Origin of the sequence: Saccharopolyspora terrae (assembly GCF_004348435.1) — a bacterium.
Taxonomy (GTDB): domain Bacteria; phylum Actinomycetota; class Actinomycetes; order Mycobacteriales; family Pseudonocardiaceae; genus Saccharopolyspora; species Saccharopolyspora endophytica.
Window position 1 is genome coordinate 1 of the sequence record NZ_SMKS01000109.1, and the last position, 11,363, is coordinate 11,363.

Genomic DNA, 11,363 nt, shown 5'->3' on the forward strand with positions numbered 1-11,363 from the left:
ACGGTCATCGGGCGTTATGAGGGTGATTACCTGTTGATCGCTCAGGGGAACGTGATGTGGCACGTTCGGGCGGGGCGGGTCGTGCTGGCCACCGGGGCGCATGAGCGGCCTCTGGTGTTCGCCGGGAACGATCGGCCCGGGATCATGCTGGCGTCGGCCGTGTCGACCTACCTGCGCAGGTTCGCCGTGGTGCCCGGTCGCGAGGCGGTCGTGGCCACGACCGGCGACAGCGCCTACGCCACGGCCGCTGAGCTCGCCGCAGCCGGGTGCCGGGTGCGGGCCGTCGTCGACAGCCGCAGCGACCCGCCACCCGCCGACGTCCCGGTGATCGCCGGAACGACCGTCGTCGGCACCACCGGCCGCTGCCTGGAATCCGTGCTGCTGTCCGACGGAACGGAGATCGACTGCGACCTGCTGGCGGTCAGCGGCGGCTGGAGCCCGGTGCTGCACCTGCACGACGGCGACCGCCTCTGGGACGACGGCATCGCCGCGTTCCGGCCGATCGACGGCCTGGTCGCCGGAGCCGCGAACGGAACCTTCGACCTCCCCGGCTGCATCACCGAAGGACTCCAGGCGGGCGCCCGCGCAGCCGGAACGCCCGCTCCCCCGGCGCCGGACCTGCCGCCCGAGCCGATCCGCCCGCCCCACCCGGTCTGGCTGACGCCCGGCGACGACACCGAGCAGTTCGTGGACTTCCAGCGCGACGCCACGGTCGCCGACATCCGGCGCGCGATCGGCGCCGGGCTGCGCTCGGTCGAGCACATCAAGCGCTACACGACCATCGGGGTCGGCAGCGACCAGGGCAAGACCTCGTGGGTCAACGCGATGGCCGTCATCGCCGCAGAACTCGGCGTCGGACCCGACGAGGTCGGCACCCCCGCGTTCCGCCCGCCCTACGTCCCGGTCCCGTTCGCGCTGATGGCCGCCCGCGAGCGCGGCGACCTCCACGACCCGATCCGCACCACCCCGATGCACTCCTGGCACGTGGCTCACGGCGCGGTGTTCGAGGACGTGGGGCAGTGGCGGCGCCCGCGCCACTACCCGCGGCCCGGCGAGGACATGGCCGCGGCCGTGCACCGCGAATGCCTCGCCGCGCGCACCGGGGTCGCCATGCAGGACGTCAGCACGCTCGGCCGCATCGAGGTCGTGGGCCCGGACTCGCCGGAGTTCCTCAACCGCGTCTACACCGGCGGATTCGCGAAGCTGCCGGTCGGCAAGGGGCGCTACGGGATCATGTGCGCCGTCGACGGGATGGTCTTCGACGACGGGGTCGTGCTGCGGTTGGCCCCCGACCACTACCTGCTGAGCACCACCACCGGCGGTGCCGAGAAGGTGCTGGACTGGCTGGAGCAGTGGCTGCAGACCGAGTGGACCGACCTCGACGTGCGCTGCACCTCGGTCACCGAGCAGTGGGCGGCGGTGGCCGTCACCGGCCCCGACTCGGGCGAGGTCGTCGCGCGGCTGGCGCCCGATCTGGGCGAGCTCGGGTTCCTGGAGTTCCGGGACACCGCGCTGCACAACGGGATTCCCGCCCGCATCGCGCGGATCTCGTTCTCCGGTGAACTGGCCTACGAGATCAACGTCCCGTCCTGGTACGGCCTGGCGCTGTGGGAGGACGTCGGCGTCACGCCCTACGGCACCGAGACGATGCACGTGCTGCGCGCCGAGAAGGGCTACGTCATCGTCGGCCAGGACACCGACGGCACCGTCACCCCGCTCGACCTCGGCATGCCCGTCTCGCAGCGCAAGGACTTCATCGGCAAGCGGTCGCTGAGCCGCGCCGACACGGCCCGCGCCGACCGCGAGCAGCTCGTCGGCCTGCTGACCGAGGACCCCGCCGAGCTCCTGCCGGAAGGAGCTCGCCTGGCGGGCGGGATCGGCCACGTGACCTCCAGCTACCGCAGCCCGATCCTCGGCCGCACCATCGCGCTGGCCCTGGTCCGGTCCGGCCGCGACCGCATCGGCGAGCGCCTCGGGGTCTCGCTCGACGACCGCGAGGTGCCGGTGCGGGTGCACGAGCCGGTGTTCTACGACCCGGGAGGAGTCCGCCGTGACGGTCGACGTTGATCTGCGCCGCAGCCCGCTCGGGCACCGCGCTGCCGAGCTCGCGGACGTGCTGGTCGAGGAGCCGTTCCTGCCCCAGCTCGACGTGCGCACGGACGCCGAGCTCGCGCTGGGGCTGCGGCTCCCGGAGGTCAACCGGGTCACCGGCGACGAGCACCGCGCCGCCCTCGGCCTCGGCCCGGACGAGCACCTGCTGATCGGGGTCACCGGAACGGAGCCGGGCCATCGGAGCCTGGTCGACGTGTCGGCGGCCCGCACCACCCTGCGCCTGCACGACCGCGAGGTCCTGGGAGCCCTGTGCTCCCTCGACCTGCACCCCGGGGTGTTCGTCCCGGGGCACTGCGCGCAGACCCTGGTCGCCGGGGTCCCGGTGATCCTCTGGCGCCTCGACGTCGGCTACCGGGTCCTGGTCCGCAACTCCTACGCGGGCCACCTCGCCACGGCGTTGCTCGACGCTCGCCAAGTGACCTCGGGTGTTGCACAATGAGGAACAGAATTTCCTGCCCATCCCGGATGATCGCGGAATAGGTCCGCCGAGCCGATAGGGTCTGGCCCGTGGCTAGTGCGTCTCAATCACGCGGAAGTAGCTCGGGTGCCCTCGTGCAATCTGTCGACCGGGCGGTGACCGTGCTGGAACTGCTGGCCCGCAACGGCGAGGTGGGCATCACCGAGATCGCCGGCGAGCTCGGCGTGCACAAGTCCACCGCGTCCCGTCTGGTCAGCGTGCTGGAATCGCGCGGTCTGGTCGAGCAGCTCGGCGAGCGCGGCAAGTACGCCATCGGCTTCGGGATCGTGCGGCTGGCGGGCGCGGCCACCGAGCGGCTGGACCTCTCGCGCATCGGCCAGGCCTACTGCGATTCGCTGGCCACCGAGCTCGGCGAGACCGTCAACATCGCCGTCCGCGACTTCGACGTGGCCATCAACATCAGCCAGGCCAGGGGTACCGCCTCGGTCACCGCGCACAACTGGGTCGGCCAGCGCACGCCGCTGCACGCCACCTCCAGCGGCAAGGTGCTGCTCGCCCACGCTCCCCGCGACGACCAGGACCGCATCCTGGCGCGCAAGCTGGAGCAGTACACCGAGCAGACCGTCACCGCCGCCCGCCAGCAGCGCAAGGACTTCGAGCTCATCGTCCACGACGGCTACGCGACCAGCTACGAGGAGTTCGAGATCGGGCTCAACGCCGCCGCCGTCGCCGTCTACGACCACGAGGGCAACGTGGTGGCGGCGCTGAGCGCGTCCGGCCCCACCTACCGCTTCACCCGCGAGCGGGTGCGCGAGGCCGTCGGGTTCATGCGGGACGCGTCCGCGGACCTGTCGGCGCAGCTGGGATTCCTCCCGTCAGTCCCGGGTGAGTGACAGCTCCTCCAAGTCGAGCTGGTGCATGACGCGGCGCAGCACCTCGTCGTCGATCCGGCGGGCGTCGCGGAACTGCACGAACACCGCCCGCTCGGCGGCCAGCATCTCGCTGCGCAACCTCCGGTAGGCGGCGGTGGGGCTCTCGCCCAGCTCCTCGTCGGAGCGTCCCAGCCGTTCCCACGCCCGGTTGGCTCGCTGCTGCGCGGCCCGCCGGAGCTGATCGGCCACGTCCCCGGGCGGCTCGGCCTCCGCGGTCAGGTCGTCGAGGCGCTCCTGCGAGGCGCGCGCGGCGTTGTGCCTGGCCTCCGCTTCGGCGAGCGCGTCGGTGTAGTCCTCGCCGCCGGTCACGCCGAGCCGCTCGATCAACCGGCGCAGCGTGGTGCCGTGCAGCAGCAGCGTCGTGAGCGTGACGAACAGGGTCAGGAACAGCACCTCGTCGCGGTGCGGGAACGGCTGCCCGGACAGCGTCACCGTCGGGATCGCCGAGGCCGCCGCCAGCGACACCACCCCGCGCATCCCGGCCCACGACACGACCAGCTTGTACCGCCAGTCGGGGCGCTTGCCGCGCAGCCACTCCGGCAGGTACATCACGCCGAACACCCACACCACGCGCGCCAGCACCACCGCGACGGTCAGCGCGCAGCCCGCCAGCAGCAGCGGCCCGAACCCGGTGCTCACGCCGGCCACGACGCTGCTGAGCTGCAGGCCGATCAGCGCGAACACCACCGCTTCCAGCAGCGTGTCCACCGCGCCCCACACGGCCTTGTCCTGCACCCTCGTCGCCGCGCTGCGCGCGGGCGCCTGGTGGCCCAGGTACAGCCCGGCGACCACCACAGCCAGCACTCCGGAGGTGTGCGCCTCCTCGGCGACGAAGTAGGCGAAGAACGGCACGATCAACCCGACCGCGCTGTCGAGCATGTCGTCGCGCAGCAGCGGCTTGACCCGGTTGACCACCCACGCGATCACCAGGCCGATCAGCGTTCCGCCCACCGCCGCCAGCAGGAACATGCCCAGGCCCGACAGCAGCGAGGTGCCGGTGCCGATCGCCGCGGCCACCGCGACCCGGTAGGCGGTCAGCGCGGTCGCGTCGTTGACCAGGCTCTCTCCGCTGAGCACCGTCATCAGCCTGCGCGGCAACCCGACCCGGCGGCCGATCGACGTCGCCGCCACCGCGTCCGGCGGGGCGATGACCGCGCCGAGCACCAGCGCCGCGCTCAGCGGCAAGCCGGGCACCAGCCACCACGCCACCAGCCCGGCGATGGCGGTGCTGAACAGCACCAGTCCGATCGCCAGCAACCCGATCGGCCGCAGGTTCGCCTTGATCCCGACCGTCGAGCTGTGCAGCGCGGCCGAGTACAGCAGCGGTGGCAGGATCAGCAGCAGGATCACGTCGGGGTTGATCGCGTAGTCCGGCACGCCCGGGATCGCCGAGACCGCCAGCCCGACGACGACCAGCACCAGCGGTGCCGACACGCCGAGGCGGCGGGACAGTGCGGTGACGGCCAGCGCTCCGGCGAGCAGAGCCATCAAGGCGGGCAGGTCGTGCATGCTCACTCCCGTCGGGACATGCTGAGCGGCAGGAGAGAAGGGACCAGACGATGTCGGATCGTTGCGCACACCTGACCGGTGCCGCCACTCAGCGGCCGAACCCCAGCAGCGTAAACGGCTGCGAGGACTGCCTGGCCGCCGGTGAGCGAGTCTGGGCGCACCTGCGGATCTGCACGGACTGCGGCCACGTGGGGTGCTGCGATTCCAGCCCCAACCGGCACGCCACGGTCCACCACGAGCAGACCCGCCATCCGGTGATCCGCTCGTTCGAGCCGGGCGAGAACTGGATGTGGTGCTTCGTCGACGAGCAGCTGGGCGTCTGAGGGATCAGTCCGCTTCCTCGGCGGCGTCCTCGATGGTCTCGCCGCGGCCGAGGCGGCTGCGGTGCTTGCTGTAGACGAAGTAGATCAGCAGGCCGAGGGCCATCCAGATGCCGAACCGCAGCCAGGTCCAGCCTTCGAGGTTGAGCATCAGGTAGAGGCAGGCCAGCGCGGCGAGGATCGGGATCACCGGCACCAGCGGGACGCGGAACGCGCGCGGCAGGTCCGGGCGCGTCCGGCGCATCACCAGCACGCCGATGGAGACCAGCACGAACGCGAACAGGGTGCCGATGTTGGTCATCTCGGCGAGCACGTCGATCGGCGTCAGCGAGGCGATGATCGCGACCACGATCCCGGTGATCACCGTGATCCGGTAGGGCGTGCGGTACTTGGGGTGGACCTTCGCGAAGTACACCGGCAGCAGCCCGTCGCGGGCCATCGCGAAGCCGACGCGGGCCTGCCCGAGCATCAGGATCAGGATCACCGTGGTCAGACCGGCGATCGCGCCCAGCGACACCAGGCCGACCGCCCACGGCGCTCCGATCGCCTGGAACGCGGTGGCCATGGGTGCGGCGGTGTCGAGCTTGTCGTACTTGACGATGCCGGTCATCACCAGCGAGACCAGCACGTAGAGGATCGAGCAGATCGCCAGCGAGCCGAGGATGCCGATCGGCATGTCGCGCTGCGGCCTGCGGGTCTCCTCCGCGCCGCTGGCGACGATGTCGAAGCCGATGTAGGCGAAGAACACCAGTGCGGCTCCGGCCACCAGGCCGCTGACGCCGAACGAGCCGGTGCTGCCGAAGATCGCGTTGATCAGCGGGTCGTTGAGCGCGGAGCCGGTTTCGGACGGGTCCGGGGGCTGGTGCGGCGGGATGAACGGGTCCCAGTTGGCGGTCTTGACGAAGAACGCGCCGAAGATGATGAAGAACAGCACCACGGCCAGCTTGATCGCCACGACCACGTTGGTCACCGAAGCGCTCAGCCGGATGCCGACCACCAGCACGACGGTCAGCAGCAGCGCGATGATCGCGGCGGGCAGGTTCATCGCCCCGCCCGCGCCGGGTGCGGCGGTCAGCGATTCGGGCAGCCCGAGGCCGATCGCGCTGAGCGCTTCGACGAAGTACTGCGACCAGCCCACCGAGACGGTGGAGGCACCGATGACGAACTCCAGCATCAGGTCCCAGCCGATGATCCAGGCCAGGAACTCCCCGAGCGAGGCGTAGGAGAACGTGTAGGCGGATCCGGCGACGGGCACGACCGAGGCGAACTCGGCGTAGCAGAGGGCGGCAAGTCCGCAGGCGATGCCGGAGATGACGAAGGAGATCGAGATGCCCGGCCCGGCGTCGGTGGCCGCGGCGACACCCGTGAGCACGAAGATCCCGGTGCCGATGATCGCGCCGATCCCGATGCCGAGCAGGTCAACCGCTCTGAGCACGCGGCGCAACCGAAATTCCGGTGCCTCGGCGTCCTGAATCGACTGCTCGACCGATTTGACCCGCATGATCGACATGACTGGCCTCCCGGGGGAACCCGAAACTCAGCCCAGAATGGTGACTCGGGTCACATATCGCAATGGTTCGTCCGCAAAACGGCCGCTGAACTGCGACGACTCAGCCCTTGGTGTGCTCGTTGAGGGCGTCGATCGCCGACGTCTTGGTCTCCTGGTCGACCGAGCCGGACTCCGCCTCCGGCGGGGCGACCGGCTCCAGGTCCGGGCGCGTCGGATCGCGCCGCTCGGCGACCGGCTGGAACCGCGGGTGCGACGGCGGAGCCGGCGGCATGGGCCTGCGCGGAGCGGGACGCGGCGGCTGGCTGACGCTGATGTAGAAGGCCTGCAGCAGCAGCACGATGATCCCGACGATCAGCGCGGTCACGGCCAGGTAGAGGGCGTTGCGGTCGTTGCCCAGCCACCACAGCGCACCGCCGACGCCGACGGCGATACCGGCGACGATCGCCAGCAGGTGGAAGAGCAGATGAACGGGATAACCCCGCACGGCCGACACCTCCCCAGGCGTGGGAATCGGGCCTCTCGGGTCACACGCGCGCCGGGGGTGGTGGGTTGCCCGCCGACCGGCTCGGAACGCGGCGACTTCGGCTCCGATGGTATCCCCGGTGACCATCAGATTGCTCGATCAACGATCGTTCGGAGCACCGGATCGATCCGCGGCGAAATCGTTTTCACCCGTTGGGGCGACCGGGGCGGGACGCGAGCAGCGTTCAAGACGCCTCGCACCTACCGTGAAATCAACAGGCCACAGTGGATCTGCGCGTGCATCGGACGACTCGAACACGAGGCCGCCGACCCGACCGGGGTACCGGGTGGTGTCGCGCGGGCAACCGATGGGCGCGAACCGGCTTAGGTTTCGGGGGTGTTGCCGGTGCTGAATTCATTGACCGGGTTCGCCGGAGCGGCGGGCATCGGCATCGGAATGGTTCTGGGCTTCTCGATCGTGATGTCGTGGGTGGAGCGAGGCATGCTCGGCTCCGGCACCACACGCCGAGGCAGGCACCGCGACCACCAGCGCGGTCTCGTCGCCGCCTATCGCAGGCACCGCGCGGCGCTGCTGGCCCGGGGGGCGTTCCTCCCGGCGGCGGCCGCGGTCGTCGCCACGGTCCGCGGGCCGCGCGGCGAGGTCGTCATCGGGGGAGGTCCCGGAGCGATGCGCCGGCCGGGGGCGCGGCATTCCTCCTTCGACCCGCCTACACCACCTCGAAGTCGGCGAAGTCGAACCCCGGCGACACCACGCACGTGACCAGCGATTCGACCGTCGCGGCGGCGGAAGCGCACTGCCAGGTCCCGGCCGGGATCACCGCCTGCGGCGTCTGACCCGCACCGGCGCCCAGAACGAGCTGCTCGGGGTGGTCGGAGGGCCTCGCCCCCGTGCCGCCCAGGTGCAGCGTCAGCGGGCCGCCCCGGTGCCACAGCCACACCTCGTCGGAGGCCACCACGTGCCACGCCGAGTGCTGGCCGGGCGGGAGCAGGAAGTAGATCGTGGTCGCGGTCGGCCGGGTGCCGTTGGGGCGCTCGACCTCGACCGGACTGGCCCACGTCCGCCGGTACCAGCCGCCCTCGGGGTGCGGCAGCAGGTCGAACTCCTCGGCGGTGCGGCTGCGCGACTCCAGCGACAGGAAGCGGCCCTTGACGTCGCGGCGCGCGTAGCGGATGCCGATCACCGACTCGCGGTCCAGCGGACCGTAGACGTGCGGGAACAGCGCCTCGTCGGACACCCCGGGCGGTGGCGCCGGGTCGGCGGCCTCCCAGCGCACCGGTGCGGACAGCCGCTCCGGGTCGAGCTCGACGGCGACCATCGGTTCCTCGACGTCGCTGTAGAGGTTGTTGGCCACGGCCAGCGTGGTGGGCACGTCGGGGGAGCAGTGCACGAAGCCCTGCGAGGTCAGGCTCGCGGCTGTGATGGGCTGGTCGCGGTCGTTGTGGAAGGTGCTCAACGGCAGCAGGTGCAGCACGGTCGATCCGGTCACGTGGCCCAGTGTCTCGCGCCACCCCCGTCGAATGCGATCACCTGCGTAGGATTTTCGCCGTCCCGTGATGCCGGAGCCGAAGCGGAGGGTTGACATGCGGATCGCAGTGCTCGACGACTACCAGGACGTCGCCCGCAGCTACGCTGACTGGGACGGGCTGGACGTCGAGGTGTTCACCGAGCACATCGCCGACGTCGACGAGCTCGTGTCGCGGCTGGAGCCGTTCGACGTGATCGCCGCGATGCGCGAGCGCACCCGCTTCCCGCGCGAGGTGATCACCCGGCTGCCGAACCTGAAGCTGCTGGTCACCACCGGCATGCGCAACGCCTCGATCGACCTGGACGCGGCGCGCGAGCACGGCGTGGTGGTGTCCGGGACCGGCAGCGGTCGCGGCTGGGCAGCGACCTCCGAACTGGCCTGGGGGCTGATCTTCGCGCTGCTGCGCGACATCCCCGGGCAGGACCGGCGGATCCGCACCGGCGGCTGGCAGACCGGCGTGGGCGTGGAGCTCGGCGGCAAGACCCTCGGCGTGCTCGGGCTCGGGCGGCTCGGCTCGCACATGGCCACCGTCGGTCGTGCGTTCGGCATGGACGTGATCGCCTGGAGCAGCAACCTCACCCAGCAGCGCGCGGCCGAGGTCGGTGCGCGGCTGGTCGGCAAGGACGAGCTGTTCGAGCGGTCCGACGTGCTCAGCGTCCACCTGGTGCTGAGCAAGCGGTCCCGGGGTCTGGTGGGAGCCGACGACCTGGCGCTGATGAAGCCCACCGCGTACCTGATCAACACCTCGCGCGGCCCGATCGTCGACGAGGACGCGCTGCGCACCGCGCTGCGCGAGGGCCGGATCGCCGGCGCGGGCATCGACGTCTACGGCACCGAGCCGCTGCCCGTCGACGACCCGTGGCGCGACACGCCGCGCACGGTCCTGACCCCGCACATCGGCTACGTCACCGACGACACCTACCAGGCGTTCTTCGTCGAGACCGTCGAGGACATCCGCGCCTTCGCGGCGGGTTCCCCGATCCGGGTGCTAAACGGAGGCTGAACGGCCGAAAAATCACCCCTTGACTCTTGGGGAGACCGACATCACAGTCATACCAACCAGTCGGTCTGTCGGAGGACAAGGGAGCCCTTCCATGACTGTTCAGGAGCCACCCAGAACACCCAAGAAATTGCTCGGCGCGGCGCTGATCGCGAGTTCCATCGAGTGGTACGACTTCTTCATCTACGCCACCGCGGCCGCGCTGGTGTTCGGCACGCAGTTCTTCCCGAACGCCACGCCGTTGATCGGCGTGCTGCTGTCCTTCGCGACGTTCTGGGCCGGGTTCGTCGCCCGCCCCATCGGTGGCCTGGTCTTCGGTCACCTCGGCGACAAGATCGGCCGCAAGCCCGCGGTCGTGACCTGCCTGATCATGATGGGCACGGCGACGTTCCTCATCGGCGTGCTGCCCGGCGCGGGCACCATCGGAGTCGCGGCCCCGATCCTGCTGGTGACGCTGCGATTCCTGCAGGGCATCGCGGTCGGCGGTCAGTGGGGCGGCATCGTGCTGCTGCTGACCGAGAACAGCGCGAGCGGCAAGCGCGGCATGGCGGGCACGTTCGGTCAGATGGGCGTGCCGTTCGGCGTCATCTTCGGCAACCTCGCCTTCCTCGGCGTCGGCGCGATGATGAGCCAGGAGGCGTTCCTGTCGTGGGGATGGCGACTGCCGTTCCTGTTCAGCGCGGTGCTCGCGCCGGTCGTGCTCTACATCCAGCTCAAGATCGAGGACACCCCGGTGTTCCAGGAGCTGCAGGAGCGCCAGGAGAAGAAGGTCGTCAAGGCACCGCTGATGGAGGTCCTGCGCGACCACAAGCGCAGCGTGCTGCTGGGTGCCGGACTCCTGTTCGCCACGAACACGTTCTTCTACATCGGGATCTCCGGCCTGCTCGACTACGGCACCCGTGAGCTCGGCCTGCCGCGCCAGCAGCTGCTCGGCGTCACGCTGCTGACCTCGCTGGTCGGGATCTTCGTGATCTTCTTCTCCGGTTCCTGGTCCGACCGGTTGGGCCGCCGCCCGATGATCCTGATCGGGGCCGGGATGCTCGCGCTGTGGTCGTTCCCGTTCTTCTGGCTGATCGACACCGCGTCGATCTGGCTCATCGCGCTGGCCGGGTGCATCGGCAGCGTCGGGCAGAGCATGACCTACGGCCCGCTCGCCGCCTACCTCAGCGAGCTGTTCCACCCCAGGGTCCGCTACTCCGGTGCGTCGCTGGCCTACCAGCTGGCGGCGATCCTGGTCAGCGGTGGAACGCCGTTCATCATGACCGCGCTGCTGGCCGCCACCGGCACCTCGGCTGCGGTCTCGGTGTTCCTGCTGGCGATGTCGCTGTGCACCTTCGCCGCGGCGTTCTTCCTGCGCGAAACCCACACCAAACAACCGGCTCCGGCCCCCACCCCGGCCGAAGCCTGACGCCCGCAGCGGTTCCCGATTTCAGTGGAACTCAGACACCGGAGGTCCACGGAGATCGAGGACTGGACTTCCACTGAAGTCGGGAACCGGATTTCAGTGGAAGTCGGGGATGGGACTTCCACAGAAATCGGGGAGGGGGTGGGAC

General features: G+C 70.5%; 11 protein-coding genes. 7 read left to right on the plus strand and 4 right to left on the minus strand.

The window, feature by feature from the left end; all coding sequences use genetic code 11:
• The 3 genes from E1181_RS30085 to E1181_RS30095 all read left to right on the plus strand — a co-directional run.
• Positions 1–2,067: glycine cleavage T C-terminal barrel domain-containing protein (locus E1181_RS30085; RefSeq protein WP_132679793.1), on the plus strand; the 2,067-nt coding region annotated here is incomplete at its 5' end.
• Positions 2,051–2,551 carry a sarcosine oxidase subunit gamma gene (locus E1181_RS30090; protein WP_132679794.1) on the plus strand — a complete coding sequence of 167 codons (501 nt, stop codon included), beginning with the start codon at positions 2,051–2,053 and terminating at the stop codon, positions 2,549–2,551. The genes E1181_RS30085 and E1181_RS30090, both read left to right, overlap by 17 nt.
• A gap of 113 nt (positions 2,552–2,664) precedes the next feature.
• Positions 2,665–3,423 carry an IclR family transcriptional regulator gene (locus tag E1181_RS30095; RefSeq protein ID WP_132679795.1) on the plus strand — a complete coding sequence of 253 codons (759 nt, stop codon included), beginning with the start codon at positions 2,665–2,667 and terminating at the stop codon, positions 3,421–3,423.
• Here E1181_RS30095 and E1181_RS30100 read toward each other — a convergent pair.
• Positions 3,406–4,971 (minus strand): Na+/H+ antiporter, encoded by a 1,566-nt coding sequence (locus E1181_RS30100; protein ID WP_132679796.1) that lies wholly within the window; start codon positions 4,969–4,971, stop codon positions 3,406–3,408. The two genes, E1181_RS30095 and E1181_RS30100, sit on opposite strands and share 18 nt — an antisense overlap.
• 50 nt (positions 4,972–5,021) lie before the next feature.
• On the opposite strand from E1181_RS30100, the gene E1181_RS30105 reads away from it, so the two are divergent.
• Positions 5,022–5,294, plus strand: a complete 273-nt coding sequence (locus E1181_RS30105; RefSeq protein ID WP_132679797.1) for a UBP-type zinc finger domain-containing protein — start codon at positions 5,022–5,024, stop codon at positions 5,292–5,294.
• Between the two features lie 4 nt (positions 5,295–5,298).
• Here E1181_RS30105 and E1181_RS30110 read toward each other — a convergent pair whose 3' ends face one another.
• A complete protein-coding gene (locus tag E1181_RS30110; RefSeq protein WP_132679798.1) occupies positions 5,299–6,801 on the minus strand; it encodes an amino acid permease in 1,503 nt (500 codons plus the stop codon).
• A 100-nt stretch (positions 6,802–6,901) separates the two neighbouring features.
• Positions 6,902–7,285 carry a hypothetical protein gene (locus E1181_RS30115; RefSeq protein WP_132679799.1) on the minus strand — a complete coding sequence of 128 codons (384 nt, stop codon included), beginning with the start codon at positions 7,283–7,285 and terminating at the stop codon, positions 6,902–6,904.
• Between the two features lie 384 nt (positions 7,286–7,669).
• On the opposite strand from E1181_RS30115, the gene E1181_RS30120 reads away from it, so the two are divergent.
• Positions 7,670–8,044 (plus strand): hypothetical protein, encoded by a 375-nt coding sequence (locus tag E1181_RS30120; protein ID WP_132679800.1) that lies wholly within the window; start codon positions 7,670–7,672, stop codon positions 8,042–8,044.
• On the opposite strand, the gene E1181_RS30125 is transcribed toward E1181_RS30120, so the two are convergent.
• On the minus strand, positions 7,992–8,771 hold the full coding sequence (locus E1181_RS30125) for a cupin domain-containing protein (protein ID WP_235877158.1): 780 nt from the start codon (positions 8,769–8,771) through the stop codon (positions 7,992–7,994). The two genes, E1181_RS30120 and E1181_RS30125, sit on opposite strands and share 53 nt — an antisense overlap.
• A 94-nt stretch (positions 8,772–8,865) precedes the next feature.
• Between E1181_RS30125 and E1181_RS30130 the strand changes: the two genes are divergently transcribed.
• Both E1181_RS30130 and E1181_RS30135 read left to right on the plus strand, forming a co-directional pair.
• Positions 8,866–9,813 (plus strand): D-2-hydroxyacid dehydrogenase family protein, encoded by a 948-nt coding sequence (locus E1181_RS30130; protein ID WP_132679802.1) that lies wholly within the window; start codon positions 8,866–8,868, stop codon positions 9,811–9,813.
• Between the two features lie 91 nt (positions 9,814–9,904).
• Positions 9,905–11,218 carry an MFS transporter gene (locus E1181_RS30135; RefSeq protein WP_132679803.1) on the plus strand — a complete coding sequence of 438 codons (1,314 nt, stop codon included), beginning with the start codon at positions 9,905–9,907 and terminating at the stop codon, positions 11,216–11,218.
• Positions 11,219–11,363: the final 145 nt, after the last annotated feature.

Bases quoted from the DNA above. Each gene is read 5' to 3' on its own strand.
- E1181_RS30100 (WP_132679796.1), bottom strand. From the start codon at position 4,971: ATGCACGACCTGCCCGCCTTGATGGCTCTGCTCGCCGGAGCGCTGGCC.
- E1181_RS30105 (WP_132679797.1), top strand. From the start codon at position 5,022: ATGTCGGATCGTTGCGCACACCTGACCGGTGCCGCCACTCAGCGGCCG.
- E1181_RS30110 (WP_132679798.1), bottom strand. From the start codon at position 6,801: ATGTCGATCATGCGGGTCAAATCGGTCGAGCAGTCGATTCAGGACGCC.
- E1181_RS30130 (WP_132679802.1), top strand. From the start codon at position 8,866: ATGCGGATCGCAGTGCTCGACGACTACCAGGACGTCGCCCGCAGCTAC.
- E1181_RS30135 (WP_132679803.1), top strand. From the start codon at position 9,905: ATGACTGTTCAGGAGCCACCCAGAACACCCAAGAAATTGCTCGGCGCG.